The sequence below is a fragment of the Actinomadura kijaniata NBRC 14229 genome (genome assembly GCF_001552175.1).
GTDB lineage: Bacteria > Actinomycetota > Actinomycetes > Streptosporangiales > Streptosporangiaceae > Spirillospora > Spirillospora kijaniata.
Genome location: NZ_BCQR01000116.1, coordinates 17,185 through 39,073, shown reverse-complemented (window position 1 = coordinate 39,073; position 21,889 = coordinate 17,185). Strand labels below are relative to the sequence as shown.

The window sequence follows — 21,889 nt, the reverse complement described above, 5'->3', positions numbered from 1 at the left end:
GCGGCGGGCGTCCGACATCCGCTCCACCAGCAGCAACCCGACGCCCTCGGAGAACACCGTGCCGTCGGCGGCGGCGTCGAACGGTTTGCACCGCCCGTCCGGCGCCAGCCCGCGCTGGCGACTGAACCCGACGAAGACGCTCGGCGAGGGCATCACGGTCACCCCGCCCGCCAGCGCGAGGTCGCAGTCGCCGTTGCGCAGTGCCTGGGCGGCCAGGTGCAGGGAGACCAGGGAGGAGGAGCAGGCGGTGTCGACCGTGACGGCGGGTCCCTCCAGGCCGAGGACGTAGGCGATGCGGCCGGACGCGACGCTGCTCGCCGCGCCGGTCAGCAGGTACCCCTCCACCGCCTCCGAGGTGCGCGCCGCCCCGCCGGGATAGCCGTAGGCGGTCATGCCGACGAAGACGCCGGTGCGGCTGTCGCGGAGCGACGCGGGCGGGATCCCGGCCCGTTCGAGGGCCTCCCAGGCGGTTTCGAGCAGGACGCGCTGCTGCGGGTCGGTGCCCAGCGCCTCCCGGGGGCTCATCCCGAAGAACTCGGCGTCGAAGTGCCCCGCCTCGTCGAGGAACCCGCCCCGGTCGACGTAGGAGGTGCCGGGACGGTCGGGGTCGGGATCGAACAGGGCGTCCAGGTCCCAGCCCCGGTCGTCGGGGAACCCCGACACCGTCTCCCGGCCGAGGTCGGCGACGTCCCACAGGTCCTCCGGGGACCGCACGCCGCCGGGGAACCGGCACGCCATCGCGACGATCACGATCGGGTCGTCGCCCCCGGCCCCGGCCGCCGCCGGGCGGACGGGTGCGGCGCGGACCTGGCCGCTGAGCCGTTCGCGCAGGTGTTCGGCGAGCGCGGCGGCGTTGGGGTGGTCGAAGACCAGGGTCGCCGGGAGCCGCAGCCCGGTCGCGGCGTTGAGCCGGTTGCGCAGCTCGACGGCGGTGAGCGAGTCGAAGCCGATCTCCTGGAGGGGCCGCCGGGGATCGATCGTCTCCGGCGCGGGATGGCCCAGCACGACGCCGATGTCGCCGCGCACCAGATCCAGCAGGAAGTCGAACCGCTCGGCCTCGGAGCGACCGGCCAGCTCCCGCTGGAGCGCGCCCTGCCCGCCCGTCCGGCCGCCCGCCCGCCGCCGGGGGGCGCGCAGGAAGCCGCGCAGCACGGCCGGCGCGGGCCGCTCCTCGGCCGCCGCGCGGATCGCGGCGAGGTCGAGCCCGGCGGGCACGAGGTCGGGCCGCCCGTCGTCGAGGCCGATGTCGAAGAGCGCGAGCGCCTCGGCGTCGGACAGGGTGGTGAGCACGTCGTGCGCGACGGCGTGGCGTTTCTCCTCGAACAGCTCGGCGGTGATGCCGCTGGCCCGCCGCCAGAGTCCCCAGGCGAGCGAGACCGCCGGAAGACCCCGGGCGCGGCGGTGCGCGGCCAGCGCGTCCAGGAAGGTGTTGCCCGCCGCGTAGTTGGCCTGCCCGGGGTTGCCGAGGGTCCCGGCGAGGGAGGAGAACAGCACGAACGCGCTGAGGTCGTGGTCCTGGGTCAGCTCGTGGAGGTGCCATGCCGCGTCGATCTTGGGCCGCAGCACGGGGTCGAGCTGCTCGGCCTCCAGCACGCCGACGGCGGCGTCGTCGGTCACGCCCGCCGAATGGACGACGGCGGTGAGGGGGTGTTCCGGCGGGATCGCGTCGAGCAGCCGGCGCAGGTCGTCGCGGTCGGAGGTGTCGCACGCCCGGACGGTGACCGTGGCGCCGAGCCCGGCCAGCTCGGCCCGGAGTTCGGCCGCCCCGGCGGCGTCCGGTCCGCTCCGGCTGGCCAGCAGCAGGTGCCCGACGCCGTGCTCGACGACCAGGTGCCGGGCGACGGCCGCGCCGAGCGTGCCGGTGCCGCCGGTGACCAGCACCGTGCCGTCGGCCGCGAGCGGCCGGGGGAGGGTGAGGACGAGCTTGCCGGTGTGGCGGGCCTGGCTCATGAGCCGGAACGCCTGGGGCGCGTGCCGGACGTCGAAGGCCGTCACGGGCAGGGGGCGCAGCGCGCCCTCGGCGAACAGCGCGTCCAGTTCCGCCAGCATCCGCCCGACGTGGTCGGGTCCGGCCTCGACCGTCTCGAACGCGCGGTAGGCGACGCCGGGATGCCGCCGCGCGACCTCGTCGGCGTCGCGGACGTCGGTCTTGCCCATCTCCAGGAAGCGCCCGCCCCGGGGCAGCAGCCGCAGCGACGCGTCCACGAACTCACCGGCGAGGGAGTCCAGGACCACGTCCATCCCCTCGCCGCCGGTGGCGGCGCGGAACTCGTCCTCGAACGCGAGGGTCCGCGAGTCCGCGATGTGGTCGTCGTCGAAGCCCATCGCGCGCAGCGTCCCCCACTTGGGGGTGCTGGCGGTGGCGTAGACCTCCGCGCCCCAGTGCCGCGCGAGCTGGACGGCGGCCATGCCGACGCCGCCGGTCGCGGCGTGCACCAGCAGCCGCTGGCCCGCCCGGAGCCCGCCCAGGTCGCGCAGGGCGTAGTAGGCGGTGAGGAACGCGACCGGCGCGGCGGCCGCCTGGACGAACGTCCAGCCGGGCGGCACCCGGGTCAGCGCCCGCCGGTCGGCCACCGCGACCGGCCCGACGGCCCCCTCGGGGAACAGGCCCATGACGGCGTCGCCGGGCGCGAGGTCGGTGACGTCCGCCCCGGTCTCGACGACGACCCCGGCGGCCTCGCTGCCGATGTGGGCCTCGCCGGGGTACAGGCCGAGCGCGAGGAGCACGTCGCGGAAGTTGGCCCCGCCGGCGCGTACCGCGACCCGGACCTCGCCGCCCTCCAGCGGCCGGTCGTGGGCGGCGCAGGGCTCCAGGACGAGGTTCTCGATGCTGCCCGGACCGGTGCTCGCCAGCCGCCACGCCGGGGTGTCCGGCGGTGCCAGCGGCGTCTCGGTGTCGGCGTGGACCAGCCGCGCCGCGAACATCTCGCCGTCCCGCAGCGCGAGCTGCGGCTCGTCGGTGGCGAGGGCCTCCCGCAGCCGCCGGAGGGAGCCGTCGCGGCCGTCGAGGTCCACGAGGCCGAACCGGTCCGGGTGCTCCGACTGGGCGACCCGCAGGAACCCCCACGCCGGTGCGGCGGCCAGCCCGGTGACGTGTTCCCCGGCGCGGACGGCGACGGCCCGTTCGGTCACCACGACGAGCCTGCTGTTCTCGAACCGTTCGTCGGCGAGCCAGCGCCGGACGAGCCCGTGCACGCGGTGCGTCGTCGCGTGGGCGTCCTCGACCGGGGTCCCGCCGGTGTCGCCGGAGCCGACGAAGGTCACGACCGTGGCCGGGACCTCGGCGGGCAGTGACTCCAGGTCGGTGACGCGCCGGACGCCGTCCCCGAGCCCTTCGGGGGCGGCCCCGAGAACGGCCCAGTCTCCCGGCTCCCCGGCCGGGCCGTCGGCGGTGACCGGCCGCCAGGAGAGACGGTAGAGCGTGTCGCGCCGGACCGCGGAGGCCCGGCCGGCCTGCCGGGCGGTGAGCGGGCGGACGGTGAGCGCGTCGACCGTCGCCACCGGGGCGCCGCCCGTGTCGAACAGCGTCAGGCCGACGGTGTCCGGCCCGGTCAGGGCGAGCCGTACCCGGACGGCGGTGGCGCCGACGGCGTGCACGGACACGCCGCTCCAGGCGAACGGCAGCCGGGTCCGGCCGTCGTGGCCGTCCCCGGCCAGCGCGGTCACGTGCAGCGCGGCGTCGAACAGCGCCGGGTGCAGCGCGAAGCCCCCGGTGTCGACGTCGTCGGGCAGCTCGACCTCGGCGTAGAGGTCGTCGCCGTGCCGCCAGGCGGCGCGCAGCCCCCGGAAGGCGGGCCCGTAGTCCAGTCCGATGCCGCCGAGCCGCGGGTAGACCTCGGCCGTGTCCAGCCGCGTCGCCCCCTCGGGCGGCCAGGCCCCGCCGGGCTCCGGCGGGGCCGGGGCGCGCGGGCTCAGGACGCCGGTCGCGTGCGTCACCCACGGGGCCTCGTCGGCGTCCTCCGGCCGGGAGTGGATGCCGACGGGGCGCTCACCGTCCGGCCCCGGCACGCCGACGATCACCTGGATCCGCACCGCGTCCCCGTCCGGCAGGGTCAGCGGCGTCCGCAGCGTCAGCTCCTCCAGCCGGGCGCAGCCGGCGCGGTGCGCGGCGTGCAGGGCCAGCTCGGCGAAGGCGGTGGCCGGGACGATCACCGAGCCGTGCACGGTGTGGTCGGCGAGCCAGCCGTGGGTGCCCAGGGAGAGCCGCCCGGAGAACAGGTGGCCGGTGCCGTCGGCGAGCATCGTCTCGGCGGCCAGCAGCGGGTGGTCGGCCGGGCCCAGCCCGGCCGACCGGACGTCCCCGGCCCGCTCCGTGGTGTCGGGCCAGTACCGTTCCCCGGCGAACGCGTAGGTCGGCAGGTCGACGGGGACCGCCTCGCGGTCCGGCACGGTCCGCGACCAGTCCGGTGACGCGCCGTTGACGTGCGCCTCGGCCAGGGCGGTGAGCAGCCGGGTCCGGTCGCCCCGGTCGCGGCGGAGCGTGCCGACCGCCACCGCCGCGCCGCCGTCGTCCTCGACGGTCTCCTGGATCGGGACGGTGAGGACCGGATGCGGGCTCACCTCGATGAACAGGGTGTGGCCATCGGCGAGCAGGGCGCGGGTGGTCTCCTCGAACCTGACCCGGTGGCGCAGGTTGGTGTACCAGTAGTCGCCGTCGAGGCCGCCGGTGTCGATCGGCCCGGCGGTGACGGTCGAGTAGAACGGGACGTCGGCCGGGCGCGGGACGATCCCGGCGAGGTCCCGCGCGATCCGGTCCCGGACGGGCTCCACGTGCGGGGTGTGCGAGGCGTAGTCGACCGGGATCAGCCGGGCCGGAACGCCGTCCGCCTGGCAGGAGTCGACGAGCTCGCGCAGCTCCCCGGCCGCGCCCGCGACGACGGTGGAGCCGGGGGAGTTGACGGCGGCGACGCCGAGGTTCCGCCGGTCCGGGCGGTCCAGCAGCGCCTCGACCTCGGCCGGGGGCAGCGGCACCGAGGCCATGCCGCCGCTGCCGGCCAGGTCGAGCAGGGCCCGGCTGCGCAGGGCGACGATCCGGGCGGCGTCGTCGAGCGTGAGCGCCCCGGCGACGTGCGCGGCCGCGATCTCCCCCTGGGAGTGGCCGACCACCGCGTCCGGCCGGATCCCGGCGGCCTGCCACACCCGGGCCAGGGACACCATCATCGCGAACAGCGCGGGCTGCACCACGTCCACCCGGTCCAGCGACGGGGCGTCCGGCGCGCCGCGCAGCACGTCGACCAGCGACCAGCCGGTGTGCGGCGCGAGCGCGTCGGCGCAGGCGTGCAGGTGGTCGCGGAAGACGGCGGAGGTCTCCAGCAGGTCGACGGCCATCCGTTCCCACTGGGAGCCCTGGCCCGGGAACACGAACACGGTCCGGGCCGAGGAACCCCGTCCCCGGACGACGTTCGCCGCCGCCTCGCCCTCCGCCAGCGCGCGCAGGCCCGCCAGGAGGTCCTCGCGCGTGTCGGCGACGACGGCCGCGCGGTGCTCGTGGTGGTCGCGTTCGTGGACCAGCGCGTGGGCGATGTCGGCGGGCTCGACGTCGGGGTGCGCCGCGGCGAAGTCCAGCAGCCGCCGCGCCTGGCCGCGCAGGGCCGGCTCGGTCCGGGCGGAGACCAGCCACGGCGGCGGGCCCGCCGAGACCACCGGCGGCGCGGGGTCCGCCGGGCGCGGCGGCGTCTCCGGGCGCGGCGGCGCGGCCTCCAGGACGACGTGCGCGTTGGTGCCGCCGACGCCGAACGACGACACGGCCGCGCGGCGCGGCCGCCCGGTCTCGGGCCAGGGCCGCGCGGAGGTGAGCAGGCGCACGTTCCCCAGGTCCCAGTTGACGTGCGGGGTCGGCTCGTCGACGTGCAGCGTTCTGGGGAGCAGGCCGTGGCGGAGGGCCAGCACCATCTTGATGACGCCCGCCACCCCGGCGGCGCCCTGCGGATGGTTGAGGTTGGACTTCACCGAGCCGAGCCACAGCGGCCGGTCCGCGGGCCGGTCCCGCCCGTAGGTGGCCAGCAGCGCGTGCGCCTCGATCGGGTCGCCGAGGGTGGTGCCGGTGCCGTGCGCCTCCACCGCGTCGACGTCGTCGGCGGTCAGCCGGGCGTCGGCCAGCGCCTGCTCGATGACCCGCTGCTGGGAGGGGCCGTTGGGCGCGGTCAGGCCGTTGCTGGTGCCGTCGGAGTTGACCGCCGACCCGCGCAGCACGGCCAGGATCCGGTCGCCGTCGCGCTGCGCGTCCGACAGCCGCCGCAGCAGCAGCAGCCCGACGCCCTCGCCCCAGCCGATGCCGTCCGCGGCCGCCGCGAACGGCTTGCTCCGCCCGTCGGGCGCCAGTCCCCGCTGCCGGCTGAACTCGGTGAACCACGCGGAGGTGGCCATGATGGTGACGCCGCCCGCCAGCGCCCGTTCGCACTCGCGGTTACGCAGCGCCCTGGCCGCCAGGTGGATCGCCACCATCGACGAGGAGCAGGCGGTGTCCACCGTGATCGTCGGGCCCTCCAGCCCGTAGGAGTAGGCGATGCGGCCGGACATGATGCTGGCCTGGGTGCCGGTCAGGATGTAGCCCTCGACCTGTTCCCGCGTGGGCAGCAGGCTCATGTTGTAGGTCTGGCCGACGCTGCCGACGAACACCCCGGTGCGGGTGCCGCGCAGGGTCGAGGGCGGCAGTCCCGCCCGTTCGAACGCCTCCCACGCGACCTCGAGGATCTGCCGCTGCTGGGGGTCCATCGACAGCGCCTCGCGCGGGCTGATCCCGAAGAACCCGGCGTCGAACCGGTCGGCGTCGGCGAGGAAGGAGCCCTCGCGGGTGTAGGTCCTGCCCACCGCGTCGGGGTCGGGGTCGTAGATGTCGTCGATGTTCCAGCCGCGTTCGGCGGGGACGTCCCCGACGGTGTCCTTCTCGGCCACCAGCAGGTCCCACAGGTCCTCCGGCGAGGCGACCCCGCCGGGGAACCGGCAGGCCATCGACACCACGGCGATCGGCTCGTGCTCCCGGTCCTCGGCCTCCTGGAGACGCCGGCGGACCTGCCGGAGGCTGGCCGTCGTCCGCTTCAGATAGTCGCGCAGCCGCTCCTCGTTGGCCGTCGGTTCGAGCTCGGCGGGGCCGGGGGTCATCGGGCCTCCCCACTGTGCGTGCCTCAATGCGAATTCCGGACGCCCGTGCCCAGGGCACGGGACACAAACGGAAAGGGTCGCACCCGGCGCTAACGGCGGACTTGGCCGGTTCTAAAACCCCGACGCGGGCTGCGGCTTTTAGCCGCATTTTAAATCGCGGCGACAGGATGTGCCCGGCTGGAATCAGTGATCCGCGCACGCAAGGGGTGAGTCATGAGCGCCATCCTCGGCCGGTCCGGGCCTCGGCCGCAGACCCTTCCGGACGGGGCCCGCGTCCTGCGGTCGGCCCTGGCGACCGAGGGCGTGGCGACCACCGACGAACGGTTCGCCGCCTGGCTCGCCGAGTGCGAGCGGACCAACCGGATGCTGGTCGAGCGGGTGCCGCTCACCGAGCTGCGCGGCTGGCGCTTCACCGAGGGCGACGGCTCGCTGGTGCACGAGAGCGGGAGGTTCTTCAGCGTCGACGGGGTGCGGGTGACCCGGACCGGGCGGGATCCGCGTTCCTGGGGGCAGCCGCTCATCGACCAGCCCGAGGTCGGCATCCTCGGCCTGCTGGCGAAGGAGTTCGACGGCGTCCTGCACTTCCTGATGCAGGCCAAGATCGAGCCGGGCAACCGGCGGCGGTTGCAGCTCTCCCCGACGGTGCAGGCCACCAAGAGCAACTACACCAAGGTGCACGGCGGCGCCGCCACCCCGTACCTGGAGCACTTCCTGCGGCCGGGCCGGGGCCGGGTGATCACCGATGTGCTCCAGTCCGAGCAGGGCACCTGGTTCCTGGGCAAGCGCAACCGCAACATGGTCGTCGAGACGACCGGCCCGGTGCCGGTCCTGGACAGCTTCTGCTGGCTGACCCTCGGGCAGATCCGGCGGCTGCTGACCGTGCCGAACCTGATCAACATGGACTCCCGGACGGTGCTGGCCTGCCTGCCGGTCGCGGCGTCCGGCTGGCCGGACGAGCCGTCCGGCCCGGGGTTCGCGGCCGACCTGCGGCGGTCGGTCCAGGCGGGGGAGGCGGACGGCCCGCACACCGACGTCGAGATCCTGAGCTGGCTCAACGACGTGCGGACCGAGACCGGGCAGAGCGTCGAGCGGGTCCCGCTGTCGGCGCTGGAGGACTGGCGGGTGTCGCGGGACGACATCGCGCACCGGGACGGCCGGTACTTCCGGGTCATCGGCGTCTCGGTGGAGAGCGGCCACCGCGAGGTCAAGGCGTGGTCCCAGCCGCTGCTGGCCCCCTGCGGCACCGGGGTGGTCGCCTTCCTGACCAGGCGGGTCGACGGCGTGCTCCAGGTGCTGATGCGGGCCTCGGTCGAGCCGGGGTTCCTGGACGTCGTCGAGCTCGGCCCCACCCTCCAGTGCGATCCGGCCAACTACGCCGACGCGCCGCCCGAGAGGCGCCCGCGCTTCCTCGACCGCGTGCTCGGCGCGACCGGCGACGTCCGCTACGACGTGGTCCTGTCGGAGGAGGGCGGCCGGTTCCACCACGCCGAATGCCGCTACATGGTGGTCGAGTGCGACGACGCGGAGGCGGTGGAACCGCATCCGGATTTCCGCTGGATGACCGTCCGGCAAATCCTGTCGCTGCAACGGCACACCAATTATCTCAACGTTCAGACGCGCAGTCTTCTCGCCTGCCTGAGTTCTCTCTGGTGAGCGCGGGACCGTTGTCCGGAAAAACGGAAAGAGGAGAATCGATGGCGGTGTCCACGGAACCGGGCGGCCTCTGGTTCAGGCGGTTCGTCCCGGACGCCGAGGGGGCGCCGGTCCGGCTGGTGTGCCTTCCGCACGCGGGCGGCTCGGCGTCCTACTTCCACCCGTTCGCCCGCGCGCTCGGTGCGAGCGTGGACGTGCTGGCCGTGCAGTATCCGGGCCGCCAGGACCGGCGCCTGGAACCGTGCGTCGACGATCTCGGGAGGCTGGCCGACGCGGTCTTCGCCGCGCTCGGGCCGTACCTGGACCGGCCGGTGGCGCTGTTCGGGCACAGCATGGGGGCCACGCTCGGGTTCGAGGTGGCGCGGCGGATCGAGGGCACCGCGGACGGCGCCGTCGCGCGGCTGTTCGCCTCCGGGCGCCGGGCGCCCTCCCGGCCGGCCGGCGAGCTGGTCCACCTGTTCGACGACGACCGGCTGCTGGCGGAGCTGGCCCGGCTGGACGGCACCGACGCGCGCGTCCTGGGCGACGAGGAGATCATGCGTTCGGCGCTGCCCGCGATCCGCGCCGACTACAAGGCGGCCGAGACCTACCGGCTCACCGGGGACGCGCGCCTGGGCTGCCCGGTCACGGCGCTGGCGGGCGCCGAGGACACCAGGGTGGCGCTCGACGACGTGCGCGCCTGGGAGCGGCACACGACCGGCGGGTTCGAGATGCACGTCTACCCGGGCGGGCATTTCTTCCTGGCCGACCACCGCCGGGCCATCGTGGACCTGGTCGCCGGGCAGCTGAGCGTGGACTCGCCGATCCGCTGACCTCCGCGGAGGCCGCGCGGGCACCGCGTCCAAGAACGGGTTTAGCGGCTCTTTCCATACTGCCAACGATCTGCGGAGATCGAGAACGCGGTGAGTGAAGGAGACCGACCCGTGCCCACGCGTAGAACCCTGTTGAAAGGCGGCGCGGCCGCGCTGACCGCGGCCGGCCTCGGCGTCCTCGGGACCGGCGGGAGCGCCCTGGCGGCGCGGACCGACTGGGAACGGCTCCGCCGGAGCCTGTCCGGCCGCCTGGTGCTGCCGTCCGACGCCGACTACGACCTCGCCCGGCAACTGCACCGGACGACCTTCGACGGCGTCCGCCCGGCGGGGGTCGCCTACTGCGCCACGGTGGACGACGTCCGGGCGTGCCTGTCGTTCGCGCAGCACAACGACGTCCCGGCCGTCGCCCGCAGCGGCGGGCACAGCTACGGCGGCTACTCCACGACCACGGGCCTGGTCATCGACGTGTCGAGGCTGAACGGCGTCCGGGTCGGCGAGAAGACCACGGTGATGGGGCCGGGCGCCCAGCTGGTGGACGTCGTCAACGCCACCGGCGCCGCCGGGGTGGCGCTCGCGGGCGGGATCTGCCCGACGGTGGCCATGGGCGGGTACCTGCAGGGCGGCGGCATCGGATGGCAGACCCGGGCGCTCGGCCTCGGCAGCGACTCGGTGCGGTCGTTGCAGGTCGTGCTGGCCGACGGCAGCGTGGTGACCTGCTCGGAACAGGTCCGGCCCGACCTGTTCTGGGCGCTGCGCGGCGGTGGCGGCGGGAACTTCGGCGTCGTCACCCGGTACGAACGGCGCAACAGCGTGGCCCCCCGGATGGTCAACTACACCCTGGCCTGGACCGGCGACCACGTGCAGGACGTCGTGGCGGGCTGGCAGCGGTGGCTGCCCAGCGCGCCCCGGGAGATGAGCGCCCGATGCCTGCTCGGGCTCTTCAACGCCGCCCCCGGCGCGGCGCCGCTGCTGATGACCGACGGGACCTTCCTCGGCTCCCCCGAGGACCTCGCCGGTCACCTGGACGCCCTCGTCTCCGAGATCGGCCGCGCGCCGCAGGCCCGGGACGTGCAGGACCTCGGCTTCACCGCGGGCATGATGGCCTGGTTCAAGTGCTCGGAGAAGACCGTCGCCCAGTGCCACCGGGTCGGCCAGAACCCGGACGCCACCCTGCCGCGGGGCGGCTTCAGCATCGAGCGTTCGCGGCTGTTCGACCGGGACGTCCCCGAATCCGGGCTGGCGGAGATCCTCGCCGCCTTCGACGCCGACCGGCGCGCCGGGCACATCAGGATGGTGCACTTCTTCGCGCTCGGCGGGGCCGCCAACGACGTTCCGCGCACCGCGACCGCGTACGTCCACCGGAGCGCCCGCTTCTCGGTGGACCTGGCGGCGGCGCTGCCGCCCGTGATGGACCGCGAGGAGGAACGGGCGGCGGCGCGCGCCTGGGTCGACCGTGTCTTCGGCGTCACCGACCGGTACTCCTCGCACGAGACCTACCAGAACTACATCGATCCCGCGCTGACGGACTGGCGGCGGTCCTACTACGCCGAGAACTATCCGCGCCTGGTCTCGGTGAAGCGCGCCTACGACCCGCACGGGTTCTTCGAGTTCGCGCAGAGCATCGGCTGACGGGTCCCGCGGGGCGTTTCAGGGCGCGTTTAGCGGGATGTCCTTGGCTGGGGGGCAGAAGGTGTGCCCGTGCTGGAAGACCTGGTCATGCACCGATCCCGGTCACGAACCGATCCGAGGCCCACGCGACCCGAGAGGCGACCCATGCGCGTTCTGTTCACCCTGCCCGCCGCGTCGACGCACCTGTTCATGGCGGCCCCCCTGGCCTGGGCGTTCCGGGCCGCCGGACACGAGGTGCGGATCGCCGCGCAGCCCGGCCTCACCCGGGCGGTCCTCGGCGCGGGACTGCCCGCCGTGGAGGTCGGCGGCGCGGGCGACCCGGCCGGGTCGCCCGGCGCCCGGCAGACCGCCGCCAGCGGCATGATCCGGCCCGACGGCGGGTGGGGCGACGAGGCGTCGTCGCCCGAGGAGCGGCGCGCGCTCCGTGACCGGGTGTTCGCCCCCTGGGTGTCGGCGGCCCGGGCGATGGCCCCCGACCTGCTCCGGTTCGCCGAGCGCTGGCGGCCCGACCTCGTGGTCACCGACCCGTTCGTGTTCGCCGCCCCGCTGGTCTCGACCCGGCTGGACGTCCCGCTCGTGCGCTGCGTGTGGGGACCGGACGTCCTGCACCGGGTCAGCCACCCCATGCGGGGGACCACGGAGGACACGGGCGAGCGGTGGCCGGAAGGTCTGGCCGAGCTGTTCGGCGAGCACGGGGCGGAGGTCCGCGACGACCACCCGGCGCGGACGGTGGACCCCTGGCCGACCAGCCTGCAACTGCCCGGTACGCCCGGCCGCGTTCCGATGCGGTTCGTCCCCTACAACGGCACCGCGGCCGCGCCGGACTGGGTGCTCGACCGCCCCGGACGGCCCCGGGTCTGCGTCACCTGGGGCCGGACGGCGGCGGGCACGGCCGAGGGCGAGGCGCTGCCGCGGGTCGTCGCGGCGCTCGCCGACCTCGACGTGGAGGCCGTCCTGGCCGTCGCGCCGTCCGAGCGGGAACGGCTCGGGACGCTGCCGGGGAACGCGCGGGTCGCCGAGAACCTGCCGCTGCACCTGCTGATGCCGACCTGCGACGCGATCGTCAACCAGGCCGGGTCCAGCACACTGCTGACGGCGGCCTGCCACGGCGTCCCGCAGGTGCTCGTCCCGAAGACGGCGGACTCCCCGTTCCACGCGTCCGCCTTCGGCGCGGCGGGCGTCGCCGTCCCGCTGGACGCCCGGGAGGTCACGGCCGAGGCCGTCGGCGCGGCGGTCACGCGCGCGCTGACCGACGAGGCGGTGCGGGCGGCGGTGCGCAAGCTCCACGACGAGATCGCGGGCACGCCGTCCCCGGCCGAGGTGGCGTCCGCGCTGGAGCGGCTGGTCTGAAACGGCTCCCGTCAGGGGTTCGCGGCCAGGCCCGCGACGGTGCGGTCCAGCGCCTCGGGCAGCGCCACGGTGGCCTCCCACCCGGTGGCCTCCCGGAACCGGGAGGGATCGAGCGTCAGGCTCTTGAAGTCCGTGTGCGGGGCGTCGCCCGGGGGCGTCACCGTGACGACCGGCACCGGCGGACGGCCGGTGTGGGCGGCGACGGACTCGGCGATCATCGAGAAGACGCGGCCGAGCGGCTGGCCGCTCCCGGTGCCGACCAGCCAGTGCCGGCCGGCCAGCGGGTCGGGATGGTCGAGCGCCGCCAGGAAGGAGCGCGCGACGTCGTTGACGTAGATCAGGTCGCGGCGCACCGAGCCGTCGTGCCACATGGTCAGCGGCTCCCCGGCGAGCGCCCGCCGCGCCATGGTGGTGACGATGCCGCGGTCGCGGGCCCGCGGCCCCCGACCGGGACCGAAGACGGTGGCCAGCCGCAGGCTGATCCCCCTGACCACCCCGGCCGCGCTCGCCTCTTTCAGGAGCCGTTCCGCGGCGAGCTTCTGCCGGTCATAGCGGGCCAGGGGAGCGTCGGGTTCGCTGCCGTCGATCGGCCCGTCGGGCGGCACTCCGATCTGCGAGGCCGCGCCCGCGTACACGACGAGGGCGGGCGGCCGCCGGCCGTCGCGGGCCGCGAGCTCCTCCAGCAGGGCGCGCATCACCCCGACGTTGAGGCGCTCGCTGCCGGGGTCGTTCTCGGCGGCCCGCCATCCGCCGTCGTTGAGGAGCAGGTGGAGCACGGCGTCCGAGCCCGCGAGGGCACGGGCGAGCTGCGCGGTGTCGGTCAGGTCCGCGGCGCACCACTCCATCTCGGCGGCCCCCGGCCGGACCGGCGCGCCCGGCCGCCTGGCCACCGCCCGGACGCGGCAGCGCCTGCGGGCCAGGGCCGCGGTGACGGCCGAGCCGACGAAGCCCGACGCGCCCAGCACCGTGATCAGGGGACGGTCGTCCGGGGTCGCTGCGAGCCTCATGGTCTGGTCCTCCGGTCGAACGGGCGGCGCTGACACTGGTCCGGGTGTCCGGCCCCGGTGCTCAGACCAGGGCTTCGAGGGCGCGGACGATCTCGGCGGGCGAGGGCATCGCGGCGATCTCGGCGTGGACCTTCTCGGCCGCCGCCCGGTAGGTGTGCTCGGTGAGCACCCGGGTGACGGCGGCCCCGATCTCCTCGGTCCCCGCCTCGGCCGCGTCGAGCGTGACGCTCGCGCCGCTGGCGGCGAAGTTGGCCGCGTTGAACGGGTTGTCGGCCGTCTGGGGGATCATGACCTGGGGCAGGCCGTGGCAGGCCGCGGTCAGCAGCGAGCTGCTGCCGCCCTGGTGGACGATGGCGTCGCAGGTCTCCACGAACAGGTGCAGGGGGACGTTCGCGGCGACGCGCGCGTTGCCCGGCGGCGGGCCGAGCTTCGCCAGGTCGTCGTGGCTGACGGCGAGGACGACCTCCACGTCGAGGTCGGCGAGCGCGGCGACGACCCTGGGCAGCACGAACGCCTCGTCACCGCCGAGCGCGGCGGTCGAGGTGCCCCACGTGACGCAGATCCGGGGCCGTCCGGGACGGTCGAGCGTCCATTCGGGGACGGTCGCCGTGCCGTTGTACGGGACGAACCGCATGGGCAGCCGCCCGCTCAGGTCGGGGAACTGGAGGCTGGTGGGCCAGGGGTCGACGGTGCGGAGCGGGTAGTCGTTGCGGACCTCCACCCCGTAGTGGTCGTACAGCTCGGGGAGCCCGCGGGGCCACTGGGCGCGCACGTCGCCGTCGGCGGCCCGGCCCTGCAACGGCTGGCTGATCATGCGCATCACGTCGGGGCCCCAGGTCTGCCGGACCAGCGGAACGCCCCGCAGCGCCGAGACCAGCGGGGCCGCGAACACCATCGAGTCGGTGACCACCAGGTCCGGCCGCCAGTGCTCGGTGTACCGCAGCAGGTCCGGCGCCATCCTGGTGGCGGCCTCGACCAGCGGGACCATGGCCGCGTTCCGCAGGTCGGCGTGCTCGTCGGCCGGGGGCGCCGTGGCGGGCTCGTCGGCGGAGCCCACCAGGCCGCTGTCGGTCCACCGGTCGGCGGGCGCCTCGATCACGCGCCGGCCGCCACGCGACCGCAGCACACCATCCATGATCTTGTAGCCGTGGCCGACCTCGACCGCGGGCATCCCGACGGCGACGATCTCCCCGGTGAGCTCCGGTGGCGTGGCGAAGCGCACCTCGTGTCCTGCCGCTCGGCAGGCCCAGGCCAGCGGCACCATGTGGAACAGGGGCGTGGTCGTGGCGGCGACGGGGGTGAACAGGACGCGCAACGGAGCTCCTTCGGTGGGAGGACGACGGCCCGGTGGCCCGTCAGGCGGTCAGTTCCTGGAGGGTGCGGACGACCTCGGCGGGCGCGGGCATCGCGGCGATCTCGGCGCGCATCCTGCGGGCCGCCTCCCGCATCGCCTCGTCGGTGGCGGCGGCGGTCACGGCGGAGGCGATGGCGTCGGCGCCGGCCGTGGGCGCCAGGACGACGGCGGCGCCGCCGTCGGCGTAGGTGTGCGAGATCATCGGCGTCTCGCCCGTCTCCGGGATGAGCACCTGGGGGATCCCGAGGCTGGCCGCCGTCAGCACCGAACCGGCCCCGCCCTGGTTGACGATCGCCGCGCAGCTCGGCAGCAGCAGGTTGAGCGGCAGGCTCTCGGCGATCCGCGCGTTGCCGGGCAGCGGGCCGACCTTCGCCCGGTCGGTGCCGTTGACCGCGACCACCACCTCGACGTCGAGCGGGGCGAGCGCGCCGACGGTGCGCGGCAGCAGGTCGGGGTCGCTGCCAAACACGCTGTTGGTGGTGCCGCAGGTGACGCACACGCGGGGACGCTCGGGGGGTTCGAGGACCCACTCGGGGACGGCGCCCGCGCCGTTGTAGGGGATGAACCGCTCCGGCAGGCGGCCGGGCGCGCCGATCTGCTTGAGGCTGGACGGCCACGGGTCGACGGTGTGGCGGACGTAGTCGTTGCGGACCTCCACCCCGTGCCGGTCGAACAGCTCGACCAGCCCGGCGGGCCAGGTGTCGCGTTCGGTGCCGTCGAAGGGCTGCCCCTGCAGCGGGTGGCCGGACAGGATGTCGGGCCCCCAGATCTTGCGGACGATCGGGATGTCCAGGGCCGCGGCGACCAGGGGGGCGGCGAGCACGATCGGGTCGGTGACGATCAGGTCCGGGCGCCAGCGCCCGGCGAACGCCAGCAGGTCCGGCGCCATCCTGGCGGCCAGCTCGATCACGGGGACGAACCGCTCGTCCCGGAGCCGGTCCCGCTCCTCGGGGGACAGCGCCTCCAGGTCGCCGGGCTGGAACCGGTTGCCGGTGCGGAGCGTCGCCACGGCGTTCAGGAAGTCGTAGCCGCCGCCGACCTCCACCGCGGGCAGCCCGAGACCGACGGTCGTCGGGGTGAGGATCGGCTGCGAGGCCACCCGCACGTCGTGCCCCTCGACGCGGGCGGCCCAGATCAGCGGACATTGCTGGAAGAGGTGGGTCGGGTAAGGGAGCGGGGTGAACAGGATGCGCATGGCCTACCTCTGCGGACGGCGGGCGGGAATCTCCCCCAGTCCACTCCGCCCTCCTAAAAGGTGACTAAGGCGCCCTGCTCGCCGTGGTTGCCGACTCCGTTGGCGGCTGCGGACGATGCGGGAATGTGCAGGATCGGCAAATCGGTGGGATGCTGGGACCGTGTCGCCCACGGTTCGGGAAAGCAAGATCGCGGCCGTCCGCCGCACGGTGAGCCAGGCCGCGCTCGGCCTGGCGGTCGAGCGCGGATGGGAGAACGTCCGGGTCGAGGACATTGCGGCCAGGGCGGGGATGTCCACGCGCTCGTTCGGCAACTACTTCCGCAGCAAGAACGAGGCGCTGTACGCGGCCGACCTCGACCGGTCGGCGGCGATCCGGGAGTACCTGCGGGAACGGCCGGACGACGAGCCGCTGTGGGAGGCGGTCGTCAACGCCACCCTGGACGCGTTCATGGCCGGGGACGCGCTCGACCGCGACCTGGTCAGCAAGGTGCGGTTCGCCGTCGCGGCCTCGCCGCTGGGCGGCGAGTACCTCAAGGTGCACGCCGCGCGGGAGGCGGCGCTGGCGGCGGGCGTCGCCGAGCGTCTCGGCGTGGACGTGACCACCGACGTCTACCCGCGGCTGATGGCCGCGGCCGTGGTCGGCGCGGTCCGGGTGGCGATCGAGTTCTGGATCGACTCGGGGCAGGACGCCCCGCTGTCCGACGCCATCCGCGCCGCGCTGGAGAAGGTCGCCGCCGGGCTTCCCGAACCGCCCCGCTGACCAGGCCGCGGCTGACCAGGCCGCGGCCGGGCGCGTCACCCCGGTGCGGCGGCGCGCAGCCGGGCCAGCCGGTACAGCAGGCCGATGGTGATGGCCGTGGGGGCCTTCCCGCCGCGGAGCCGGAGCAGCGACCGGATCAGCCAGAGCTGCGTCTCGGCGGCGTGGGCGGGGGCGCCGTGCACGTCGTCGTGGGTGAGGATCTCGATGTCGCGGACGTGCTCGCGGAGCAGGGCGACGTCCGACCCCGGAATGATCTCGTCGCGCTCGCAGGCGACGTAGCGGACCGGAACGTCGAGCGCGCGGAGCTGCTCGGGGCGCAGCGCCCACCCCCGCAGCCGGTCGAGCGCGTCCTCGGGTTTCTCGCCCACGAGGTGCGCCAGGGTGTCCACGGTGAGCCTCGGCAGGGCGGCCTGCCAGTCCCGGTCGGTGAAGAAGTCGTGGACGGGGGCCCCGGCCGTGAGCACCGACCGGATCCGGCCGTCCTCCAGCGCGCAGCGCATCGCCAGGTGGCCGCTGAAGCTCAGGGCGAGCGCGTGGGAGTTCGCCACGTCGGCCCGGTCGGCGACGTGGTCGAGCAGGCGGGACAGCATCGTCCAGCTCTGCTCGTCGTACGGCAGGGTGTTCTCGCCCACGCCGGGCATCTCGGTGACGATCCCGGCCATGCCGAGGCGGCGGATGGCGGCCAGGGTGGGAGCCCACTGCTCCTTGACGGTCACGATGCCGCCGCTGACGAGCATCACCGGCCGCCGCACGCCGTCGGACAGCCCGGTCGCCCAGGCGGCGACGCGCCCGGCGGGCAGGTCGACCTCCAGCCGCTCGATGTCCCCGTCCGCGCGGCGCCACTGGTCGAACGTCCGGACGGTCTCCTCCAGCGCCCTGCGCCGGGCGGGGCCGTCCACGAACGGGAACCGGGCCATCGAGTGGTGGCGACAGGCGTCCAGCAGCCGCCCGTGGCGTTCCAGGGCCCGCGCGGACCGGGACCATTCGGCCGTCCACGACCCGTCGCCGTCGGCGTCGGTGCGGACACGGGCCAGCACCTCCTCGTGGTGGGGGACGTTCTGCCCCCGGGTGTGGGCCAGCACGAACCGCTTGAGCTCGCCGACGTCGTTGGTGCCGGTGTCCCCGGCGGCGGTGTCCTCCCGGAAGTCCTCCAGGGCCGTTCTGATGTCGGTGAGCAGGTCGGCCGCCTCGGCGCCGTCGATCACACGGTGGTCGAAGGTGAGGTTCAGCCGCATGACGGGCGCGGCCGTCACCGCGCCGTCCCGCACCACGGGGCGGTCGGCGACGCGGCCGAGGCCGAGGGTGACGGTGGTGCCGCCGGTGGAGTGGAACCCGTCGACCGCGCTGTGGGACAGCGAGGTGACCGTGAAGGTCCCGATCGCGGTGGCGCGGGTGCGGAGCGGGCGGATCCGGGACCGGTAGGCGGCGGCGCCGACCGGCCGGGGCAGCCGGCGGATCAGCCGGGCCCCGGCGAACTCCGGCATCCGCTCGGCGTCGCCGCGCGTGTAGTGGTCGACCTGCCGCTGGATCTCGTCCAGCCCGGCCACCTGGAGGTGGGGGATGACGGCCGACAGCACCACGCGCCGCCCGTTCACGGTGTGGTCCATCGTGAACTTGCCGTGGACCGAGGGGAACCGGGCGACCCTCGGGCGGAACCGCCCGCCGAACGCGGCGTTGGCCTCCGGGTGGGCCGCGAGGGCGCGGCTCGCCGCGTGCAGCACGTAGCTCACCCAGGAGTAGTGGCGGCCCGCCTCGCGCGCGGCCGTCCGGTGCTCCCTGATCCGGGTCATGTCCACCTCGGTGTCGAGGTGGACCGGCGCGACCGCCCGGATCTCCCGGAGGAAGTACAGGGTGGGCCGCCGTTCCCGGGCGACCGGCCGGATCGTCATGCCCGCGTCACCACCTCGTGGATCTGGTGCAGGTTCCGGGCCTCCAGCACGTCCGGCAGCGACACCGGCCGTCCGGTCGTGCGCTCCAGCGCCGACAGCAGGGACAGCAGGTGCATCGAGTCCCAGCCCGGGACCTGGTCCAGCGGCAGTTCGGCGTGCTCGGGCCCGACCGTCAGGCCGATCTCGTCGCGGACCAGGAGCAGGAAGTCGTCGATGGTCGTCAATGGGTCTCCTCCAGGGACTCGACGAAGCGGATGTGCGGGGGCGGCGCGGCGACGTCGGCCAGGTCGTGCCGGAACAGGAGGGCGCCGTCCTCCTCGCCGGCCGGGACGAAGCCGTGGTCGGGATACAGGTCCCGCACCCCGGCGTTCCGGGGACCCGGCCGGTAGACGGCCTCGACGGCGCCCGCCCCGGTGGCCCTGGCGTCCGCGAGGACGGCGGCCAGGCACGCGGTCTCGATGCCGCGGGAGAACACCCGGCAGCTCAGGACGAAGTTGTCGATGCGCAGGACGCCGCCCTCCGCCCGCGTGACGATCAGCCCGACCATGCCGTTGTCGCCGAAGCGGTCCCCGGAGCTGATGCCGAGCACGCGCGTGCCGGGCCCGGCGGCGAGCGCGGACACCTGCGCCGGCTGTAGCCGCCGGACGGCCGTGTGGAACTGGTTGGTGCGCAGGGTGAGCTGTGCGGCGCGGGGGATCTCCGCCTCGGTGACCGGCGCGAGCCGGACCCACACCCCCAGTTCGCTCAGGTAGTCGGCGATCGAGTCGAACGAGTCGAGGAAGCTCTGGCGGCCGAGCTCCTCCCGGTAGCGGGCGGGGCGGGCGCGGTCCTCGGCGTTCAGCTCCCGGGTGTCGAACCAGCCGTCGCGCAGCAGCCGGTCGACGTGCAGGGCGGGCTCCTCGTCGAGCCGGACGACCGTCACCTCGGGCAGCGCGTGCCGGACGAGCCCGCACTCGTAGGCGCTGTCGTCGACGAAGACGAAGGAGTCCGCTCCGAGGTTGAGGTCCCTGGCCAGCTCGGCGATGCCGTCGGGCTTGGGCCGCCAGCTCGCCGCCACCCGGACCAGGTCGGCGGGCCGCAGGGTCATCCGGGGGTGCTCGCGCAGCGCCTCGTCCACCGGGCCGGGGTCGTTCTTGCTCACCACGGCCAGCAGGACGCCCTGGGACCCGAGCTGCCGGACCACCTTCTGGAACGCGGTGAACGCCGCGCCGCGCGGGCCCTCGCCCACCTCGACGCCGTCCGGCCCGTCGTCGCCGAGCACCCCGCCCCACAGCGTGCCGTCCAGGTCGCAGACCAGCGCCTTCTTGCCGCGGCCGGTCAGGTGTCGGGCGAGGTGGCCGATCTCGCGGGCGTACCGGGCCAGCAGCGCGGGCGACAGCCCCATCCCGGCGTAGCGGCCCAGCCGGGGGTCCTCGGCGGCGATCCCCTCGGCGAGCAGCGGGTCCAGGTCCAGGGTGACGACCGACGGGAACTCCTCGCCGAGGGTCAGCAGCCGCGCGTTGGCCGCGCGCCAGGCCGCGCCGAGCCGGGCGCGGGACCGGTGGTCGACGAGCTGGGCGGTGAACCGGCGGGGCAGCGGGAGGGTGTTGAGCACCAGCGTGGCGTCGGTCCGGCGGTGGCAGGCGGCCGCCAGGCCGCGCACGAGCGCGACCTTGGCGTCCAGGGTCCGTTCGACGTCCGCGACCGTCCAGGGCACCGGGACCTCGTCGAACACGATGTCGGGGTCCAGCACGCACAGCACGAGGTCGGGGCCCGCCGCGTACAGCGCGCTGCCGGGGTCGCCGAGGTCGAAGACGTAGCCGTCGAAGTCGGACAGGCGCGGCCGCGCGAGCATGCCGTGCCGGGCCAGCTCGGCGGTGAGCGGGGGGACCAGGGGGCCGAGCGTGCTGTGCCCGGTCACCGCCACCGTGAGCACCGGGGTGGACGGGTGGTGGCGCAGCACCTCGTCGGGGTCGAGCCGGGCGAGCAGGTGCCCGGCGCGGGTCAGCTCGTCGTCGGGGAGGTCGGCCAGCAGGCCGGGCACCCGCGGGTAGGACGCCGCGAGGCGCCCCGACCGGTGCAGGCCGGCCAGCGTGACGTCGTCGGCCGGGACGGCGCCGCCGGTCATGGGCCCACCTTCTCCAGCGCGTAACCCGCCTTGATCCACTTGCTCGACTCGATCGCCACGCCGACCGCCCGATCCCCGGTGATCATGTGGGGCAGCAGCCGTTCGAGCTGGAAGAACGGCAGCGCGTTGCCGGTGTTGCCGGTCTCCCGGACGCAGCTGACCTCGCGGGCGTCCGGGACGTCGAGCCGGGCGAGGATCGCGTCGGTCATCCGCCCCGAGAGCTGCGGGGGCAGCACGTAGTCCAGTTCTCCGCGGTCCCAGTCGAGCGCGTCGAGGACCTCGTCGAGCGTCGCGGCGGCCAGCGGCGGCACCGCCTCCTGCACCGCCTGGTAGTCCTCGACGGCGGCGGGCCGGTCGACGTGCCGGTCGGCCGCGCCGAACCAGTTCAGGGTCTGGCCGGGTTCCCGTCCGCGCCCGACGCAGCGCACGCGCGTCCAGCGGAGCGCGATCCCGTTGTCGCCCGGCTTGGTGCCGAGCACCGCCGCTCCCGCGCCGTCGCCGAACAGCACGCCGTTGACCTGCTCGCCCGGCGGCAGGGCGCTGACGTCCACGGTGAGGTCGAGGTGCCTGGCGCACGAGTCGGCGCCGAGCACCAGCGCGGTCCGGTGCTCGCCGGAGCGCAGCAGCCGCCGCGCGACGTCCAGCGCCTGGACCGCGCCCGCGCAGCCCGACTGGAGCTGGTAGGTGGCCACGTCGTCGACGCCCAGCCGGTCGGCGACGACGTTGACGGTGGCGGGCATGAGCATGTCGGGCGAGGAGGTGCCCATCACGATGAGGTCGATCCGGTCCGGGGCGGTCCCGGCGGCCGCGAGCGCGCGTTCCCCGGCGGTCGTGGCCAGGTCGGTCAGGGAGAAGCGGGTCTCCCCGGAGTCCAGGTCGACCGAGTAGTGCCGGACCGGGGTGTCGATGAAGGAGTCCACCCACTGCTCCCACACGGAGGGCAGGCCGAACCTCTTGGCCAGGGTCGGGATGTCCACGGGCGGGCCGGGCAGCACCGTGCCGGCCGAGTGAAGGTACACGTCCATGCTCGTC

The 21,889-nt window shown here is 75.0% G+C and carries 13 protein-coding genes; 5 read left to right on the top strand and 8 right to left on the bottom strand.

Annotation, left to right across the window (positions count from 1 at the left end):
* Positions 1–7,101, bottom strand: a 7,101-nt coding sequence (locus AKI01S_RS31470; RefSeq protein ID WP_157420280.1) for a type I polyketide synthase, incomplete at its 3' end; no start/stop codon positions are given.
* A gap of 213 nt (positions 7,102–7,314) precedes the next feature.
* Between AKI01S_RS31470 and AKI01S_RS31465 the strand changes: the two genes are divergently transcribed.
* The 4 genes from AKI01S_RS31465 to AKI01S_RS31450 all read left to right on the top strand — a co-directional run bounded on the left by AKI01S_RS31465 (position 7,315) and on the right by AKI01S_RS31450 (position 12,545).
* The gene (locus tag AKI01S_RS31465) at positions 7,315–8,754 is read left to right on the top strand and encodes an NDP-hexose 2,3-dehydratase family protein (protein WP_067825866.1); all 1,440 of its coding nucleotides are present in this window, start codon (positions 7,315–7,317) and stop codon (positions 8,752–8,754) included.
* Between the two features lie 41 nt (positions 8,755–8,795).
* Positions 8,796–9,566, top strand: a complete 771-nt coding sequence (locus AKI01S_RS31460) for a thioesterase II family protein (RefSeq protein ID WP_067825864.1) — start codon at positions 8,796–8,798, stop codon at positions 9,564–9,566.
* Between the two features lie 111 nt (positions 9,567–9,677).
* A complete protein-coding gene (locus tag AKI01S_RS31455) occupies positions 9,678–11,195 on the top strand; it encodes an FAD-binding oxidoreductase (protein ID WP_157420279.1) in 1,518 nt (505 codons plus the stop codon).
* Between the two features lie 144 nt (positions 11,196–11,339).
* Positions 11,340–12,545 carry a nucleotide disphospho-sugar-binding domain-containing protein gene (locus AKI01S_RS31450; protein WP_067825859.1) on the top strand — a complete coding sequence of 402 codons (1,206 nt, stop codon included), beginning with the start codon at positions 11,340–11,342 and terminating at the stop codon, positions 12,543–12,545.
* An 11-nt stretch (positions 12,546–12,556) separates the two neighbouring features.
* Here AKI01S_RS31450 and AKI01S_RS31445 read toward each other — a convergent pair whose 3' ends face one another.
* From AKI01S_RS31445 to AKI01S_RS31435, 3 genes are all read right to left on the bottom strand, one after another.
* Positions 12,557–13,552: an NAD-dependent epimerase/dehydratase gene (locus AKI01S_RS31445; protein WP_067825857.1), complete on the bottom strand. Its 996-nt coding sequence runs from the start codon at positions 13,550–13,552 to the stop codon at positions 12,557–12,559.
* 61 nt (positions 13,553–13,613) lie between these two features.
* Positions 13,614–14,867 (bottom strand): nucleotide disphospho-sugar-binding domain-containing protein, encoded by a 1,254-nt coding sequence (locus AKI01S_RS31440; protein ID WP_067825855.1) that lies wholly within the window; start codon positions 14,865–14,867, stop codon positions 13,614–13,616.
* Positions 14,868–14,907: 40 nt separating this feature from the next.
* Complete coding sequence (locus AKI01S_RS31435; protein ID WP_067825851.1) at positions 14,908–16,101, bottom strand: nucleotide disphospho-sugar-binding domain-containing protein; 1,194 nt, start codon at positions 16,099–16,101, stop codon at positions 14,908–14,910.
* 160 nt (positions 16,102–16,261) lie between these two features.
* Here AKI01S_RS31435 and AKI01S_RS31430 point away from each other — a divergent pair, with 160 nt between their 5' ends.
* A complete protein-coding gene (locus AKI01S_RS31430) occupies positions 16,262–16,861 on the top strand; it encodes a TetR/AcrR family transcriptional regulator (RefSeq protein WP_218009889.1) in 600 nt (199 codons plus the stop codon).
* A gap of 35 nt (positions 16,862–16,896) precedes the next feature.
* Here the strand turns inward: AKI01S_RS31430 and AKI01S_RS52930 are convergent, their stop codons facing one another.
* The 4 genes from AKI01S_RS52930 to AKI01S_RS31410 are packed head-to-tail and all read right to left on the bottom strand — an operon-like array spanning position 16,897 to position 21,882.
* Positions 16,897–18,750, bottom strand: coding sequence for a 2-oxo acid dehydrogenase subunit E2 (locus tag AKI01S_RS52930; protein ID WP_084000429.1), 1,854 nt, complete (start codon positions 18,748–18,750; stop codon positions 16,897–16,899).
* Positions 18,747–18,974, bottom strand: coding sequence for an acyl carrier protein (locus AKI01S_RS31420; protein WP_067825846.1), 228 nt, complete (start codon positions 18,972–18,974; stop codon positions 18,747–18,749). The genes AKI01S_RS52930 and AKI01S_RS31420 overlap by 4 nt, the downstream gene beginning before the upstream one ends.
* On the bottom strand, positions 18,971–20,857 hold the full coding sequence (locus tag AKI01S_RS31415) for an HAD-IIIC family phosphatase (protein WP_067825844.1): 1,887 nt from the start codon (positions 20,855–20,857) through the stop codon (positions 18,971–18,973). The genes AKI01S_RS31420 and AKI01S_RS31415 overlap by 4 nt, the downstream gene beginning before the upstream one ends.
* The gene (locus AKI01S_RS31410) at positions 20,854–21,882 is read right to left on the bottom strand and encodes a 3-oxoacyl-ACP synthase III family protein (RefSeq protein ID WP_157420277.1); all 1,029 of its coding nucleotides are present in this window, start codon (positions 21,880–21,882) and stop codon (positions 20,854–20,856) included. Before AKI01S_RS31410 ends, AKI01S_RS31415 begins: the two co-directional genes overlap by 4 nt.
* Positions 21,883–21,889: the final 7 nt, after the last annotated feature.

Coding starts and splice junctions, on each gene's coding strand:
- AKI01S_RS31410 (WP_157420277.1), bottom strand. CDS start 21,882: ATGGACGTGTACCTTCACTCGGCCGGCACGGTGCTGCCCGGCCCGCCC.
- AKI01S_RS31450 (WP_067825859.1), top strand. CDS start 11,340: ATGCGCGTTCTGTTCACCCTGCCCGCCGCGTCGACGCACCTGTTCATG.
- AKI01S_RS31435 (WP_067825851.1), bottom strand. CDS start 16,101: ATGCGCATCCTGTTCACCCCGCTCCCTTACCCGACCCACCTCTTCCAG.
- AKI01S_RS31415 (WP_067825844.1), bottom strand. CDS start 20,857: ATGACCGGCGGCGCCGTCCCGGCCGACGACGTCACGCTGGCCGGCCTG.
- AKI01S_RS52930 (WP_084000429.1), bottom strand. CDS start 18,750: ATGACGATCCGGCCGGTCGCCCGGGAACGGCGGCCCACCCTGTACTTC.
- AKI01S_RS31465 (WP_067825866.1), top strand. CDS start 7,315: ATGAGCGCCATCCTCGGCCGGTCCGGGCCTCGGCCGCAGACCCTTCCG.
- AKI01S_RS31445 (WP_067825857.1), bottom strand. CDS start 13,552: ATGAGGCTCGCAGCGACCCCGGACGACCGTCCCCTGATCACGGTGCTG.
- AKI01S_RS31460 (WP_067825864.1), top strand. CDS start 8,796: ATGGCGGTGTCCACGGAACCGGGCGGCCTCTGGTTCAGGCGGTTCGTC.